The 14634-nt window shown below is 45.9% G+C and carries 19 protein-coding genes; 16 read left to right on the top strand and 3 right to left on the bottom strand.

Annotated features, from left to right (window positions below):
- The gene (locus AC3G2T_RS20615; RefSeq protein ID WP_488436707.1) at positions 1-372 is read left to right on the top strand and encodes a c-type cytochrome; all 372 of its coding nucleotides are present in this window, start codon (positions 1-3) and stop codon (positions 370-372) included.
- 51 nt (positions 373-423) lie between these two features.
- Here AC3G2T_RS20615 and AC3G2T_RS20610 read toward each other — a convergent pair whose 3' ends face one another.
- Together AC3G2T_RS20610 and AC3G2T_RS20605 are read right to left on the bottom strand one after the other, a co-directional pair.
- Complete coding sequence (locus tag AC3G2T_RS20610; RefSeq protein ID WP_488436706.1) at positions 424-1137, bottom strand: response regulator transcription factor; 714 nt, start codon at positions 1135-1137, stop codon at positions 424-426.
- 55 nt (positions 1138-1192) lie between these two features.
- The gene (locus AC3G2T_RS20605) at positions 1193-1474 is read right to left on the bottom strand and encodes a hypothetical protein (protein WP_488436705.1); all 282 of its coding nucleotides are present in this window, start codon (positions 1472-1474) and stop codon (positions 1193-1195) included.
- A 180-nt stretch (positions 1475-1654) separates the two neighbouring features.
- Between AC3G2T_RS20605 and AC3G2T_RS20600 the strand changes: the two genes are divergently transcribed.
- The 6 genes from AC3G2T_RS20600 (at position 1655) to nikE (ending at position 9493) form a co-directional block, all read left to right on the top strand.
- The gene (locus AC3G2T_RS20600) at positions 1655-3913 is read left to right on the top strand and encodes a heavy metal translocating P-type ATPase (RefSeq protein ID WP_488436704.1); all 2259 of its coding nucleotides are present in this window, start codon (positions 1655-1657) and stop codon (positions 3911-3913) included.
- Between the two features lie 99 nt (positions 3914-4012).
- Complete coding sequence (locus tag AC3G2T_RS20595; protein WP_488436703.1) at positions 4013-4408, top strand: cupredoxin domain-containing protein; 396 nt, start codon at positions 4013-4015, stop codon at positions 4406-4408.
- A 173-nt stretch (positions 4409-4581) separates the two neighbouring features.
- Positions 4582-6138, top strand: coding sequence for a nickel ABC transporter substrate-binding protein (gene nikA / locus AC3G2T_RS20590; protein WP_488436800.1), 1557 nt, complete (start codon positions 4582-4584; stop codon positions 6136-6138).
- Positions 6135-7073 carry a nickel ABC transporter permease gene (gene nikB, locus AC3G2T_RS20585; protein WP_488436702.1) on the top strand — a complete coding sequence of 313 codons (939 nt, stop codon included), beginning with the start codon at positions 6135-6137 and terminating at the stop codon, positions 7071-7073. Before nikA ends, nikB begins: the two co-directional genes overlap by 4 nt.
- The gene (nikC, locus tag AC3G2T_RS20580) at positions 7070-7900 is read left to right on the top strand and encodes a nickel transporter permease (protein ID WP_488436701.1); all 831 of its coding nucleotides are present in this window, start codon (positions 7070-7072) and stop codon (positions 7898-7900) included. Before nikB ends, nikC begins: the two co-directional genes overlap by 4 nt.
- Positions 7901-7906: 6 nt before the next feature.
- A complete protein-coding gene (nikE, locus tag AC3G2T_RS20575) occupies positions 7907-9493 on the top strand; it encodes a nickel ABC transporter ATP-binding protein NikE (protein WP_488436700.1) in 1587 nt (528 codons plus the stop codon).
- Here the strand turns inward: nikE and AC3G2T_RS20570 are convergent.
- Complete coding sequence (locus tag AC3G2T_RS20570) at positions 9482-9718, bottom strand: hypothetical protein (RefSeq protein WP_488436699.1); 237 nt, start codon at positions 9716-9718, stop codon at positions 9482-9484. The genes nikE and AC3G2T_RS20570 overlap by 12 nt on opposite strands.
- Positions 9719-9987: 269 nt before the next feature.
- Between AC3G2T_RS20570 and AC3G2T_RS20565 the strand changes: the two genes are divergently transcribed.
- The 9 genes from AC3G2T_RS20565 to AC3G2T_RS20525 all read left to right on the top strand — a co-directional run bounded on the left by AC3G2T_RS20565 (position 9988) and on the right by AC3G2T_RS20525 (position 14587).
- Positions 9988-10428 carry a hypothetical protein gene (locus AC3G2T_RS20565; protein ID WP_488436698.1) on the top strand — a complete coding sequence of 147 codons (441 nt, stop codon included), beginning with the start codon at positions 9988-9990 and terminating at the stop codon, positions 10426-10428.
- Between the two features lie 30 nt (positions 10429-10458).
- On the top strand, positions 10459-10755 hold the full coding sequence (locus AC3G2T_RS20560) for a hypothetical protein (RefSeq protein ID WP_488436697.1): 297 nt from the start codon (positions 10459-10461) through the stop codon (positions 10753-10755).
- A 59-nt stretch (positions 10756-10814) separates the two neighbouring features.
- The gene (locus AC3G2T_RS20555; protein WP_488436696.1) at positions 10815-11312 is read left to right on the top strand and encodes a hypothetical protein; all 498 of its coding nucleotides are present in this window, start codon (positions 10815-10817) and stop codon (positions 11310-11312) included.
- Positions 11313-11425: 113 nt separating this feature from the next.
- Positions 11426-11707: a hypothetical protein gene (locus AC3G2T_RS20550; protein ID WP_488436695.1), complete on the top strand. Its 282-nt coding sequence runs from the start codon at positions 11426-11428 to the stop codon at positions 11705-11707.
- A gap of 93 nt (positions 11708-11800) precedes the next feature.
- Positions 11801-12145, top strand: coding sequence for a hypothetical protein (locus AC3G2T_RS20545; protein WP_488436694.1), 345 nt, complete (start codon positions 11801-11803; stop codon positions 12143-12145).
- A gap of 553 nt (positions 12146-12698) precedes the next feature.
- A complete protein-coding gene (locus AC3G2T_RS20540; RefSeq protein WP_474684702.1) occupies positions 12699-13010 on the top strand; it encodes a hypothetical protein in 312 nt (103 codons plus the stop codon).
- A 101-nt stretch (positions 13011-13111) separates the two neighbouring features.
- On the top strand, positions 13112-13618 hold the full coding sequence (locus AC3G2T_RS20535; RefSeq protein WP_474684703.1) for a MepB family protein: 507 nt from the start codon (positions 13112-13114) through the stop codon (positions 13616-13618).
- Positions 13619-13663: 45 nt separating this feature from the next.
- On the top strand, positions 13664-13915 hold the full coding sequence (locus tag AC3G2T_RS20530) for a hypothetical protein (protein WP_474684704.1): 252 nt from the start codon (positions 13664-13666) through the stop codon (positions 13913-13915).
- Between the two features lie 39 nt (positions 13916-13954).
- Positions 13955-14587, top strand: coding sequence for a hypothetical protein (locus AC3G2T_RS20525; protein WP_474684705.1), 633 nt, complete (start codon positions 13955-13957; stop codon positions 14585-14587).
- The last annotated feature ends 47 nt before the right edge of the window (positions 14588-14634 follow it).

The raw sequence follows: 14634 nt of genomic DNA, 5'->3' as shown, positions 1-14634 counted from the left end.
ATGAGCAAAAAAACCATATCAACGGCAGCGGGAATCATCGCAGTCGGAGCGCTGATTGCTTTGTCAGGGTGCGGTTCAAACGCCGGTCACGAGAACCACGGGAACCGGGAGCCGGCGGGCGCATCTTCCGCGACTCCCGCCTCAGGCACGGCGAATGCGGAAGCTGTTTACAAAAGCAACTGCATGTCCTGTCATGGCGGCAATCTGGAAGGCAAGATCGGCCCCGGATTGCAAAAGGTCGGGGACAAGCTGAGCAAGGAGCAGATCGCCGCCAAAATTCAAGACGGCGGAGGAGGCATGCCGACTTTCAAGTCCAAGCTCAAGGATGAGGACGTTCAGGCGTTGGCGGGCTGGTTGGCCGACAAGAAATAGTCCGCCTGCGGCTCTCGGCCTCGGTCCCGGGCTGGCGGAAGCGCCGGCCGGTTACTGAATATCATCCATCCGGTAGCCGATCCCCCAGACCGTTCGAATCATGGAAGCGGCTTCCGGCGAAGCGGTTTGCAGCTTCTCGCGTATCCGCTTGATATGCGTATCGACCGTCCGGCGGTCGCCGCCGGCTTCATAGTTCCAGACCTCTTTGAACAAAGCCTCGCGCGTAAACGTTTTTCCGATATGCAGCGAGAAGTGGCGCAGCAGCTCGTATTCCTTCAAAGTAAGCGGGATTTGCCGGTCTTTGGAGAGTACGCGACGGGATTTGTGATCGATAACCAGGTGCTTGAACACGATTTGATCGCTGATGCCCGACCCCCCGGACCAGAAGATGCCGGGATTGGAGCGTTTGAGAATGGCCCGAATGCGCAGGGATAGCTCGCGGGGGCTGAAGGGCTTGGTCATGTAATCGTCAATACCCGCCTCGAAGCCGAGCAAACGGTCGGTTTCCTCATGTTTGCCTGTCAGAAGAATGACAGGCGTTTTATTGATCTCTTTAATGATGCGGCAGGCGTCCAGTCCGCTCAGGGCAGGCATCATCCAATCCATGATAATAATATCGTAATGGGTACTCGTCGCTTTCATGACGGCCTGTTCCCCGTCGTCAGCCTCTTCGATCAGCGCTCCGTCGCGTTCCAGATACATGCGGATCAGGTTGCGCATGCGCTTCTCGTCGTCTGCAATCAGTAATTTGTACGCTTGATTCATCGCTATCACCTCGTGTTGATCCATTGTATCCCGAAGCCCTCGGTTCGGCATGACTCTAAGGAGTTATTTGCTCGGCCAAATATTGAACAATGCGTGTAGCCTTTGTGAACAGTTTTTTCCGCGCTGCAAATTGACTCTTTCTAGTCATGAAGAAAACCTGCAAAAGTACAGTTTTTGCCCGGTGGAAACGCTGGCTACGGCATATTCCTGCAAATGTGCAGGCTTTTCGCCGCGAACATGGGCTCTGATTCGTTTTAGCCGAAAATTCCTGCACAATCGCAGGCTTTTCGCTCAAACGAACCATTTTTTTAGAAAAAGACTGCACTTTTGCAGGCATTCCCTGTTTAGCCCCCTACCAAGCTGCCAAGTGTTTCCCTCTTCTACGTGGTTCATCGATCAGACTCCCAGATGTCTGCACAACTGCATAAAATCCGTCATTTCGCATACATATCCTTCGACGGAGTATATCGGACAAACTTCGGCCGCAAGCAAAAAGTCCGGCATGGAGGGGACAAGAATGAATCTGGATTCGACTCTGCAGAAGATTCATTTGGAGATTCAAGGAATGACCTGTGCAGCCTGTTCGGCGCGCATCGAGAAGGCAGTGGGCAAAATAGAGGGCGTGCGGGAGATAGCGGTCAACTTGCCGCTGGGACGAGCCGCAGTGGTCGTTGAATCCGATGCGGCGCTGAACGCCCGAATTCTCGAGCGAATCGGGCAGTTGGGTTATACAGCCAAAAAGCTTGAGGAGAGGAGTAAACGCGAGGAAGACTTATCCGGTCTCGGAATAAGGCTCATTGTGTCCGTTCTGCTGACGCTTCCGCTTCTGTGGGCCATGGTCCGCCATTATACGTTTACTTCCGGAATTTGGATCCCCGAACTGTTCCTCCAACCGTGGTTTCAGTGGGCTTTGGTTACGCCCGTCCAATTTGTTATCGGCGCTCCCTTTTATTTCAATGCCTTTAAAGCTTTGAAAAGCAAAAGCGCAAATATGGATGTGCTAGTGGTTCTCAGTACGACCAGCGCATATTTATACAGTCATTACATGACGATGCGTATGATACGTTTTGGAGAGTCGAGCCCTCATGTGGTGTATTTCGAGACGAGCGCGATGATTATTACGGCGGTGCTTCTAGGCAAATGGCTGGAGAACTCCGCCAAAAAAAAGAGTTTGAAAGCGATTCGCGAGCTGCGCCGGCTGCAGCCGGAGACAGCGACCGTAATCCGCAGCGGGAACAAGGAGGCCGTCTCTTTGGACAGCATAGAAGCCGGAGAAACGCTGATAATTTTTCCCGGAGAAACGATTCCCGTCGACGGGGAAGTGCTGGAAGGACGAACTGCGGTGGACGAATCTTTTATCACAGGGGAGTCCGTGCCGGCGGAGAAACGGCGGCAGGACCGTTTAGTCGGCGGTTCGCGCAATCTTGACGGCGCGATAACTATGAAGGCGACGGCTGTCGGAACCGAAACGGCATTGGCCAAATTGATCCGCTTGATGGAGGACGCCCAAGCTTCAAAAGCGGACATTCAGCGCTATGCGGACCGTATCGCATCGGTTTTTGTCCCCGCGGTGCTGGCCCTTGCGCTGTTCACGTTTTGTATTTGGGCGTTGTGGCTTACACCCGGCGAGTTCGGGAGCAGCTTGTTTAAAGCGATAGCGGTGCTCGTCATCGCTTGTCCTTGCTCGCTCGGGCTTGCGACGCCGACGGCCATCGTAGCCGGTACGGGCCGAGCCATTCAGGCCGGGGTATTGTTTAAGGAGGGCAAGTACGTCGAACTGCTCCAGCAAATAAATATCGTATTGCTCGATAAAACGGGGACCGTCACTTACGGATCTCCCAGGGTTACGGATTTCATTACGGATAGCGGTCAGGAGCATCGTCTTCTTCGGTTGATCGCGGCTGCCGAGAAACGTTCGGAACACCCTTTTGCCAAAGCGGTCGTGCGGGAATCTGTCCGAAGAAGTCTGAACGTGAAGGAGCCGGAAGCATTTCAATCCGTTGCGGGTTTTGGCGTTATGGCCAAAGCGGAGCAGCGCGACATTCTTGTCGGTTCCAAAGCCTTCATGAACGAGCACGGGATTTCATTAGCGAGATATGCGGAAATATGCGATCGCCTGGAGAGGGAGGGCAAAACGGTTTTGCACGCAGCCGTCGACGGCACACATGCGGGACTCATTGCTCTGCAGGATACGATGAAGCCTTCCTCGCCTCAGGCGATACGGCGGTTGAAGAAGCTGCGCACAGAGGTTGTGATGGTCACGGGCGATCAGCGCAGGACAGCCAATGTGATTGCTGCTCAAGCAGGCATCACTGCCATATATGCGGAAATGCTGCCGCAGGACAAGGTGCAATTGGTAAAAACGCTCCAGCGGAAAGGGAAAAGGGTGGCGATGGTAGGCGATGGCATCAATGATGCTCCGGCATTAGCGGTGGCGGATATCGGTATTGCCGTCGGGACGGGAACGGAGGTTGCGAAGGAAGCGGCGGACGTAAATTTGCTGCATAGCGATCTGGGAGGCGTTGCGGATGCGATCATGATCAGCCGCAAAACGATGCGCACCATTCGTCAAAACCTCGCCTTTGCTTTGCTGTATAACGTCCTGGCGATTCCTTTGGCGTTTATGGGCTGGATGGCACCGTGGCTTGCGGGGACTGCTATGGCTCTTAGTTCGGTATCCGTCGTTGCCAATTCATTAAGGCTTCAAGGAACCGTACTCCCCGGCAGGCTTGAGTACAAAGTTTTAAAGTTTGGACATAATATTGAACTCAAATAGCTCGACTGAGCCATTACATATTTCAATCTGATTTCCTATGCTTGTGTTAGCAAGATTTCATCAAGGCTTGAACATAAACTTCGAAAGGATTGAACCCGAATGAAAAAACCTGTCACACTGGCGGCGATCGCACTTTGCATCGTTGCAGCGGTTGTCGTCATATTTGTCGAACTTCCCGGTAACGCGTCTTCGAATAGCTCGCCGCAGGACATAGCTTCGCTGGAAGCGCAAGGATATCAGGTCGCTTCTATCGATGTAACCGACGACGGTTTCGATACGAATCATATTGAGCTCAAAGCCGGAGTTCCGGCGAAGATCAATTTTAAAAAGGAAACGGGCTTCACCTGCATAAAAAGCGTTCAGTCCAAGGACCTGGACTTCGACATTTATTTAAACAAGGGAAACAATTTCGTAACCCTGGAGGATTTAAAGCCGGGAACGTACAAATTCAACTGCGGCATGTATATGTATTATGGAACAATTACCGTTCAATAATGCCGATCCGAAATGAAATTTTTCATCCGGCACAGACGGGACTTTGAGCATGAGGCGCAACTGTTCATTTTTTGTAACAATTTGTACGCGGGAATAGCCCGATAGAGTCATGTCCGTTCGAAGGACCGTGAGGTAACATGAAGTCTGGAGAAAATGTTCACATCCGGATATTTATGGGGGTTATTTTAATATTGTACACAGGCAGAGTACTCAAATTTTCACTATTTTTATGCATGTTGATCCTAATTGCCGCCTGTTCGGACACTTCAAACTCCGCAGGCAAACAAACCGGTTCGCAAGTGAAGCAGTTGACATTCCTCTTCAACTTTTCAAGCCAGACCATCGATCCGCACCTCGATTACACGCCGCTGCGGGCAGGAGTCGCCGAAACGCTCGTCAAGCTGGGCGAAGACTTGAACATTCAGCCTTGGCTGGCCAAAGAGTGGAGCAGTCCTGACGGGCAGCATTGGACATTCGCGATCAGGGACGGCGTTACGTTCCAAAACGGCAGCAAATTGGATGCCGAAGCAGTCAAAAAATCGATTCAACGGGCGATGGAGCTTAATCCCGGAGTCAAACAAGTTTTGAAAATCCAATCCATGGAAGCCAAAGGGCAAACTTTGCAAGTCATTACCGAAAAGCCGTTTCCGCAATTTCCGTCCGAGCTCGTTCATCCCAACACGGCGATTGTTGACGTATCCGCGCAAGAGCCGGATAAAAAGCCTATAGGTACGGGGCCTTTTCAAGTGGCTTCGTTCGTTGCCGGAAGCTCGCTCCAATTGGAGCGATACGACGGATACTGGGATGGGGCGGCCAAGCTCGACCGCGCCAGTTTTAATTTTAATGAAGACGCGAACGCCCGATTGTCTGCGTTGATGACCGGGGATGCCGATATTGTATATCGTCCGCCGGCAGAAAGCATGGACAAGATGAAGCAGAACCCGGCGCTCCATATGGATTCCGTCGAAAGCTTGCGAACGCATGAGCTTATTTTCAATACGAACCGCACTGATTTTCAAAACAGCAGCGTCCGGAAGGCGTTCGATGCGCTAGTTAATCGGGAGGAGTTGAAGAACGTCATTATGGGCGGGCAAGCGACCGTTGCGCAGGGGCCTTTTTTGCCGCAATTCCCGTTCGTCCCTTCGTATGAGTCGAAGAATACGGGCCTGGATGCAGCCAGAAAATGGTTCAAGGATGCCGGTTATCAGGTCGAACAAGGCAAAGTCAGCGGCAAGGACGGCAAGCCTTTGACCTTGAAGCTTGTAACCTACGCCTCCCGGGCGGAATTTCCGCTGCTTGCCCAAGTGCTCCAATCGCAAGCCAAAGAGCTTGGCATCACGATAACTATCGATCAGGTCGATAAATACGAGAACTATTTGCTGACCGGCAACAACTGGGATTTGGGCACGTATAGCCCATTGATTGCCCCGCGCGGCGATGCCAGTTACTTTTTAAATGTAGCTTTTAAGCCCGGAGGCTCGCTGAACTTCGGTAAAATCAACGATAAAGAGCTGAACGCCACGATCGAAGAGCTGGATCAAACGGTAGATGCCGCGAAGCGCAACGAGCTGATCAGACAGGCGCTGGCGAGAATCGATAAGGAAACGTACTATTCTTACCTCGTTCATCCGAATACGATCGTTGTTTATAACGATAAGGTGAGCAATTGGGTGACGAGCAAAAGCGAGTACTACATGCTGACGAATCAGCTGGATGTGGAAACGAAATGAAAGTTGTATGGAAAAGAAGCATAGAACTTGTCCTGTTTATTTTTCTGCTCTCGTTAATCAGCTTCGCCTTTATCAAGCTGGCGCCCGGAGATGCGGTCAGGGAAATGCTCAGATCGGACGACGTAGCACTGACGGCTGTGGAAATTGAACGGCAAAAAGAGATGATGGGCTTGGACCGTTCTGTTCTTGTTCAATACGGCAGCTGGCTCTCCCATTTTGTCCGATTGGATTTGGGCGTCTCGTATATGACGAACCGGCCTGTAAGTGAAGAGCTGCTGAGCAAAATGCCCGCAACATTGCTGTTGACCTGCACCTCTTTGGCCATCCTGTTGATCATTGCATTGCCGCTCGGAACTTTGTCGGCCTTATATCCCGGCCGGTTTATAGATCGCGCAAGCCGTTTTATCGCCGTGATCGGCACCTCCATCCCTAGCTTTTGGCTAGGGCTTCTTTTTATAGAGGGGCTGTCGGTGCGGGCCAAGCTGCTTCCTTCCATGGGAGCCGGGAGCGCGGCACATCTGGTTTTGCCTTCGCTGACGCTGGGTTTGACCATGGCGGCGGTCTACGTTCGGCTCATTCGTTCGAGCCTTATCGAAAGTCTGGGCCAAGACTTTATCCGGGGAGCGCGGGCCAGAGGAATTGCCAAGGGCAAAATTTTGCTTTATCACGCTTTTCGGCACGCCCTTGCGCCCGTTGTCACGATGTTCGGGGTGAGTGTGAGCAGCTTGCTTGGCGGTACGGTTGTCATTGAAACGCTGTTCGCTTATCCGGGCATGGGCAAATTCATCGTGGATGCGATCCGGAGCAGAGATTACCCGGTTATACAGGGATATATGGTCTGTATGGGCGTGGTCGTGACGTTCATGCACATCCTCGTCGATTTGGCCAACCATTGTCTGAACCCGGAAATTCGCTTGAAAGGGGAGAGACGATGAGAAAATTAGGCGAACATCCCCCTACGCGGGCGGGCAAGCTCGGCTTTGCCGCTTTATTCGCGGCTGCAGCGGTTCTGTTCTGCTCGTATTTCTTCATTCCGCACGATCCGTACTCGGTCAATCTTCCCGCACGGCTGCTGCCGCCGAGTTCGGAGCATTGGCTCGGAACGGACGGTCTTGGCAGGGACGTATTCTCGCGACTGCTCGTCGGAGGGCGGAATACGGTCGGCACAAGCCTGATCGTTCTCGCTGCGGCGCTTGCCGTCGGCATTCCTGCCGGATTGGTGTCCGGGTATGCGGGCGGCCTGACGGACCGTTTATTTATGCGCGTGTCCGATTCGTTTCTAGCGTTTCCCGATTATATGATCGCCATTGTCTTAAGCGGACTGCTGGGTCCGGGTATTCTGAAGCTTATGTTCGCCATCGCCGCAGTCAAATGGATTGCCTACGCCCGAATCGTTCGGAACAGCGTTATTTCCGAAAAGCATAAGGATTATGTCGCCGCCGCCCGATTGAACGGCTTGAGCCCGTTTCGCATTGCAATGAAGCATTTGCTTCCTCATGCGGTCATCCATGTCATTGTCATTGCATCGCTCGACATCGGCAAAATCATTCTCATGATCGCATCGCTTTCCTATATCGGGCTCGGCGTTCAGCCGCCTGCACCGGAATGGGGGGCGATGCTGAACGAAGGACGCGCGTATTTTCATAACGCTCCGCACTTGATGCTCGTGCCGGGGCTGGCTATCATGCTGTTTGTTCTGCTCTCCAATGCAGGCGGTGACTGGATTCGCGGCAGGTTCGATATCAAACGCAGAGGGGAATGAAGGCGCATGACGGTTTTGAAGATAAGCGGCTTGAATTTGCGCGCGGGGCGGCGGCCAATTGTCCGCGATCTGGACCTGTCTGTCGGAGCAGGGGAATGGGTTGCTTTGATCGGTGAAAGCGGCAGCGGTAAAACGTTGACCGGTTTATGCGCGGGGGGCCTGCTTCCGGACGCCGTCACGGTGGAATCCGGCAGCATTTGGATCGGCGGACAAGCTTTGGCGGAGCTTTCGGAGAAGCAGGCAAGCCGGCTGCACGGGAAGGAAATCGCTTATATTTTTCAGGACTATACGGGCATGTTCAGCCCTTTTATCCCATTAGGCAAACAGCTGGATGAAACGCTGCAAACACACTTTTCGCTGGGGCGCAAGGAGCGCAGGGAACAAATTTTACGCATCCTGGACGAAGTTCATTTGCCTGCAAAGCAAGTATACGACAGCTATCCGTTCCAATTAAGCGGCGGCCAACTGCAGCGGGTATCTATTTCGGCGGCGATGATGCTTCAGCCCAAACTGCTTATAGCCGATGAACCGACCACTGCGCTGGATAGAGTCACCGGAGAGGAAATACTCGGCTTGATGGCCGGATTAAAAGAGAGGACAGGCTGCTCCATTCTGTTCATTACCCATGATCTGAGGCATGTTAGGCGTTATGCGGATAAAATAGTCGTGGTGAAAAGCGGCTGCATGGTGGAGTCGGGCGATGCCGCGGCTGTGCTGCAGGAACCTTCGCATCCATACACGAAACAGCTTTTTGCCGCTGCACCCGTCTTGCAGCAAACGGCCTGTTCGGCTGTGGAGCGGGAAAGCGGCGCTGTTGCTGTTGCGGACACCGGCGATCTTCTTGCCGTGCGCGACATTACCAAAACGTATCCCAAAGGAGTTAGGGCGCTGCAGGGAGTGTCGCTTACGGTCAGACCCGGCGAGTGCTTGGGGCTTGTGGGGGAAAGCGGCAGCGGCAAAACTACGTTAGCCCGGTGTTTATTGCTGATGGAAAAACCGGATGCCGGGGAAATATGGTTTCAGCATATGCGGCTTGACAAGCGGAGCGGCGGCGGGCATAAAGCTATCGGCGGCCGTGTTCAAGCCGTGTTTCAAAATCCTTCCTCCGCTTTAAACCCGCGGCTGACCGTGCTGGATTCGCTTATGGAGCCGCTGGATGTATTCAAGGACAAAATGCCCGCGTTTCTTGGGGATTCAAGAAACAACCGCAGCCAAGCGGCAAAATTGCTGCTGGAACTGGTGGGGCTTCCGGCCGATGCGCTGCACCGGTATCCTCATGAGCTGAGCGGCGGCCAGAAGCAGCGGGTTTCCATCGCCAGAGCAATCAGCATCGAGCCCTCTTTCATTATTCTCGATGAGCCGACATCTAGCCTGGATACGCTCGCTCAAGCGCAGATTCTCAAGCTGTTAAAGGGGCTGCAGGAACAGCTCGGCTTTTCCTGTTTGTTCATCTCGCACGATTTGGCCGCCGTTCATTTCATGTCCAGCCGGATTATGGTCATGCAAAACGGACGGGTGATCGATGAGTGCGGCAGGGACGGCCTATTTGCTCCGGATCGACATGAATATACGAAACGTCTGTTAAGACTGTGAGAGGTTGCAGTTGTTTTTTTTGCGGCCACGGCGGCAAGCGGGGAATGTGGAGTGCGTGGTAAGCCATTCCTTTTCAGCCGATTGCTGATATTGAACAGCCTCCTGCCATTCCAGCACTATCACTACAGCAGATTTATCTACTTGGCTTTTCAAATCCGAAAGCAATTTTGATGACTTTTCGATTAATGGAGCTATGTGCTCCTGCTGCTCTACAATGAGCGACACGTCATCAAACCTCTAACGCAAACCTTTAACAATCCATCCCGGCCAATCCTCCAAAGTGCCTCCCCCTTCCCTTCTTCGAGTGTGTGTATGTTAACTCTGATGGGAAGGGATGGCAAGTTCATTTTAATAAACAATTCCTCATTCATTCTTCAGACATATGGTATAATTTTACTACTTGTGTGAGTGTCGTTTTATGTGGTTACGTTTATAATTCATGAGTAATGGTGATTCCAAACGAAAAAATGATTTTATGCAAAGGAATTTCTTTTATGACCAATTCAAGATTTAGAGATACTGGGGAAAGAATTTATGACTTTTTATTCAAACATAACATTCTCATGGAGTGTCCCCATTGCATGAAATGTGCTAGCGGGATTAGAAGAAATGATGGGACATTTGGTTATATAATGCTTTGCAAGCGCTGTGGCGTTTTGACTAGTCCTTTAGTCGGTACATGGGGAAAAGGAACTTCTATGGGGTTGAAACTATGGTTAAGGACTAATTGTTGTGGTAATTTACTTTGGGCTTATAACAAAGCACACTTAGATTTTTTGGATGAATATATCAGTTCTACTTTACGAGAAAGAATCCCTAATAAGAATCAGAGTCTAGCAAGCAGCCTTCCCGATTGGATTAAGAATGGAAAAAATCGTGATGATCTTTCAAAAGGAATTGCAAAATTAAGAATTATGCTTGAAAAATGTAATTAAAAGCACGACTTTATTGAAAGGGAAATTTAAATGTCAAATAAAGAAATACCTGCGCACCTGCAAAGTTGTCTTACAATGATTTCAAATTCATTTCCGAATGGGGTTGATGAGAAACAATATGTCTTTTTATTAGCTTTTCTATATGATCATATGTCGGATAGAAATTTGGCTGATTTATTTTCCAACTTTACTCCCAAAAGTCCTGGGATTATTCTGAACGATATTTACAAAGTAATATCAATGATAAAACCATCAACTAAAGATTTAGAAGATATAGAAAAAATACTTCTCGCGAATGGATTTAAAGAATGGAAGGAAGAAAAATAAAGCAAATTTATCAGGCCATTCAAACAAAAGAGCAATTTCATTAATTTTGAAGGATGAAAATGATGATGGAAGGATGGACAATAGTAATAAGTCTGATAGGTCTATTTTGGATAATATTGTTTTCTTTACTTGAAACAATGCTTTATGGACTAATTGTATTGATATTGAAATTAGTACGAGGGAATACAGGCGTAGGAATTTCATTAGTAATTAAGAACATTTTCAATCAGGTAATAGTTAGGGCGATTGTATTTGTGGTATATTCGTTTGTTTTAGAGGTGGTTGGGGAAATATTTATTGGTTCAAACCAAAAGGAATTTGATTATGCAATTAGCACTATTTTTGTTTCTGTAATATATAGTTATCTTTCAAAGATTGCATTAGGAGCATTATCGATTTGCCTTTTGTTCAATATGTATTATCTAATAAGAATACATACTAAAGATACTAAGGAAAATGCTTCACCTTCCGAAGGAAGACTACTATTCTTAGTTGTCTATAGTATTAGTTTTGCGGTTATTGGAGTTAGCATTTCATGGTCAATGTATTGGGTTTAGGGATAAAACATGGAATTTATTAACGGGCAGGATTGTGAAAGGAAATATTTGTAAATTATTGAATGCCATTTTGAGAGAATAAATAATGGTTTGAAACACTAAGAGGTGTAAAAATGGAAAAGAAATGGTTAGCATATCGAATCTATCCTGAGCCATTTGGAACCGAATATCAATATACCGATTTATTGAATAGAGCTATAGTTGAAGAGTTATTTGATTACTGCCAGATATTAGAGGCTATGATTTCAAGAGAAGGTTGGGAATTATTGATTAATCATCATGGTTATCAGGTCTTATATGAGATAAATAAAAAGAGCGGTTGGTTTGACTGCGAAAACCTTGAGGGATTTATTTTTGAAGTCAAAGCACATATTGAATCACTGCCTGTTCTTTAAATGACGGATACGAGAGCTTAATAAACAACTAAGACAAGACCTCTGACTTAATTAGAGCCATATATAGATACAATGAATAGGGGAGACGGTCTAATGAAGTTCATATTTAAAAGTTTTTCATGTGATGCTGAGATATTTAATAAAAATGAAGATATTGTAGTAAGATTTTATGATAAATCAAAAGAACAAAATGAAGATGAAATTATTAATCTTGTTATTGTTGATCCAGGTTATGGGTATCTTTGTTTAAAAATTAAGGGCGAAGCAGCATTACTGAGCGGTTTTTTAGATGAAAGTGTTTTCTTCACTGATGAGATGGTAGAAGCGGCAATTAATTTCATAGAAGGTTTGTCGCCACATGCAAAGAATAGATATATACCAAATCACGTTGCACGCATCAAACAAACGAGCTACGTAGAATACAATGGTGAGTATTAAAAAATAAACCAAGTATGAATTGCCCAATTCATATGAATGATGGATCAGATTAAACAAACGAACACTACAGTTCAATAAAAGAGAAGTTTTATGTGATTTGTTTTGAATGGAAAATCGGAGATTTTTGTGTCCATTAATATATAGCAGCATGTGTGGTTAAGAATGAACTTCAAAAAGACAACGAAAAATGATTTAAATAATCGGTTTAGATGAGGGGGAAATATATTGGAGTGGTTAAATATATGGTTTCCTTTAATCGGTATTTTAATCGTTTTTTATTGTGTGATGAGAATCTTGATTCACTATAAATTCAAAGATATGACAAAGGCCACATCTAATATGATTATTGTAATTGGCGTTCTTCTCATAGTGTACTTTTTTTCTTGTTATATCTGCTATTGTTGATGATGACGTTAGGAATTCAAAATGAGATTTAATATCGACTGAAGTTGACCGAAGTTGATAAAATTCGTCCTTCATGTGATGTGATGTATTTACATATCGAAATGGTATGAAAAGATAATTTCAACTGATTTAAGGAAAGATTAAAAGAATGAAACTTTATGTCGTTAGTGGTAGTTTTAGAGGATATGAATACTCTGAATCTTTGACAATACTTAGTGACGCAGAAGAGAGCTCGCAGTCATATGTAGCACGCGGTACTAAAATAGATAAATCAAGTTTAAATCAAATTTCATATGAAAAATCTGATGGCTCATACTATATGTATTTATCGAACGAAAGTGAAATTCAGTCAGCTAGAAGAAGAATAAAGCTCCAGTTTGAAAAGGATTTTAATGCAAAAATTAAGAATATTAATGAATACTCTTTAGACTCAGAAATTATAAATAGTAGGTTCTATTAATAAAACAACAATTTCAACAGAAATAATCGGAAATCATTTGAAGATAAAAATCATGTAATTGATAAGTATTTTGAGCTAGAATCAAAATGAGGAGTACGACTATGAATGACTTTTATAAGGCATTAACATATGTAAATGAAACTTTTTACGCACCTAATGGCATAACGATAAATTCCATTCGAGAAGAAACCCAAAATTCAGATTATGGAGCTGGGGTATTTCAGCTAAATTCTAAATCGGTTAGATTTAGAGTTGCAAAAATAACACCTACCAAGATAGGACAGTTTGTTGCTTTTTGGGAAAAAGATTTAGATAATAAAAACCAAGCATTTTCATACGAAACTGCTACTGATTTGTTGGTTATTAATTCCTTTGCGAATAATAATTTTGGACAATTCGTTTTTCCAAAAGAAGTAATTGTAAAACGAAAAATCCTTAAAACGGCTACTGTAAAAGGAAAAATGGCAATTAGAGTTTACCCTAGTTGGGAAACTCCCACTAGCAAGGAAGCAATTGCGACCCAAAAATGGCAACTACCCTATTTTGTAGCTGTAGATAATAAGAATAGCTTACAAATACAACAACTTTTAAAACTATATTCCAGCTAATTGGTTAACCATGCATTTTTAGAAGAGTTAAACGAAGTATGTGACATGTTAGACAATAAATCAAATATTTCATTTGGAAAGCTGCGGTGGTTTATTATCTGGTTTGTAGGAGTTCAGCGAATTTTTGATAGTAGAGTCTACTTATTTGAGACAGAAGCTGAAGCAAAAGAAGAATACGAAAAATTGTTTGTGGAAAGTTGTGAAAATGATGGAGATATCGAAACAAAGATTATGCATGGAATAATATCTGAAATAGCTTACATAAACAAAATCGATGAAATAATGCTATTATTGTAAACAGCTTGTTACTAGTCCTTCATTGGAAAGGAGATTTTAATGCCAGCGTATTTCTCAATTGAGGCAGTATTTCCATTCAAATCATTTAACGACAGTTTCGTCAAGGATATCTATTCGATATTATTTACAAAATTTCCTTATCTGTCTGGGTACTGGAATAGTCAGGATAATAGTTTAATTGAGATTACTGAATGGAATCAAAAATTACTTGGTGAGAAATTTATTTTAGGATACGAAGACCATGTTAGTAATAACTATAAACAAATATTAATGTATGATGACCGTTTTAGTGAAATTAGGTCATATTGGACATACGGCTATGAGGAAATTAAACTTTCAATAATTATTCCTGAATATGACATGTTAGACAATGAAGATTGCTCATCAAAGTTTAGGGAAGAGCAGTTGGAGCCTATGAAAGATTTATGCTCTTTTATTTGGGCGAGAAGTCCAGTTATGCATATACAATCTTGCTTAGAATTAGATTATGGTTCAATAAGTACAAAGGAAATGCAAAGTGGTGAACTTCCCTCGATACGCCCCATAAGCATTGTAGAGAATCATATGTATAGTAATTTTAAAGATAAGTTGCAACCAAGTATTGAATCAAATCAGATTCAAAGGAATGGAATATTAATGATAAATAAGAAGTCTTTAATAAATATTTTGTAGTCCGACCCGAATGTTGGAGAAAACTCCTAGGAATCATTTCCTAGGAT

The sequence above is a fragment of the Paenibacillus sp. sgz302191 genome (assembly GCF_057749925.1).
The sequence above is the reverse complement of the archived record's forward strand: the minus strand, read 5'-3'. Positions and strand labels throughout refer to the sequence as shown.

What these genes read in the sequence shown, in the direction of transcription:
- AC3G2T_RS20615 (WP_488436707.1), top strand. Translation starts at nt 1, where the DNA reads ATGAGCAAAAAAACCATATCAACGGCAGCGGGAATCATCGCAGTCGGA.
- AC3G2T_RS20610 (WP_488436706.1), bottom strand. Translation starts at nt 1,137, where the DNA reads ATGAATCAAGCGTACAAATTACTGATTGCAGACGACGAGAAGCGCATG.
- AC3G2T_RS20605 (WP_488436705.1), bottom strand. Translation starts at nt 1,474, where the DNA reads ATGCCTGCAAAAGTGCAGTCTTTTTCTAAAAAAATGGTTCGTTTGAGC.
- AC3G2T_RS20600 (WP_488436704.1), top strand. Translation starts at nt 1,655, where the DNA reads ATGAATCTGGATTCGACTCTGCAGAAGATTCATTTGGAGATTCAAGGA.
- AC3G2T_RS20595 (WP_488436703.1), top strand. Translation starts at nt 4,013, where the DNA reads ATGAAAAAACCTGTCACACTGGCGGCGATCGCACTTTGCATCGTTGCA.
- nikA (WP_488436800.1), top strand. Translation starts at nt 4,582, where the DNA reads ATGGGGGTTATTTTAATATTGTACACAGGCAGAGTACTCAAATTTTCA.
- nikB (WP_488436702.1), top strand. Translation starts at nt 6,135, where the DNA reads ATGAAAGTTGTATGGAAAAGAAGCATAGAACTTGTCCTGTTTATTTTT.
- nikC (WP_488436701.1), top strand. Translation starts at nt 7,070, where the DNA reads ATGAGAAAATTAGGCGAACATCCCCCTACGCGGGCGGGCAAGCTCGGC.
- nikE (WP_488436700.1), top strand. Translation starts at nt 7,907, where the DNA reads ATGACGGTTTTGAAGATAAGCGGCTTGAATTTGCGCGCGGGGCGGCGG.
- AC3G2T_RS20565 (WP_488436698.1), top strand. Translation starts at nt 9,988, where the DNA reads ATGACCAATTCAAGATTTAGAGATACTGGGGAAAGAATTTATGACTTT.
- AC3G2T_RS20560 (WP_488436697.1), top strand. Translation starts at nt 10,459, where the DNA reads ATGTCAAATAAAGAAATACCTGCGCACCTGCAAAGTTGTCTTACAATG.
- AC3G2T_RS20555 (WP_488436696.1), top strand. Translation starts at nt 10,815, where the DNA reads ATGATGATGGAAGGATGGACAATAGTAATAAGTCTGATAGGTCTATTT.
- AC3G2T_RS20550 (WP_488436695.1), top strand. Translation starts at nt 11,426, where the DNA reads ATGGAAAAGAAATGGTTAGCATATCGAATCTATCCTGAGCCATTTGGA.
- AC3G2T_RS20545 (WP_488436694.1), top strand. Translation starts at nt 11,801, where the DNA reads ATGAAGTTCATATTTAAAAGTTTTTCATGTGATGCTGAGATATTTAAT.
- AC3G2T_RS20540 (WP_474684702.1), top strand. Translation starts at nt 12,699, where the DNA reads ATGAAACTTTATGTCGTTAGTGGTAGTTTTAGAGGATATGAATACTCT.
- AC3G2T_RS20535 (WP_474684703.1), top strand. Translation starts at nt 13,112, where the DNA reads ATGAATGACTTTTATAAGGCATTAACATATGTAAATGAAACTTTTTAC.
- AC3G2T_RS20530 (WP_474684704.1), top strand. Translation starts at nt 13,664, where the DNA reads ATGTTAGACAATAAATCAAATATTTCATTTGGAAAGCTGCGGTGGTTT.
- AC3G2T_RS20525 (WP_474684705.1), top strand. Translation starts at nt 13,955, where the DNA reads ATGCCAGCGTATTTCTCAATTGAGGCAGTATTTCCATTCAAATCATTT.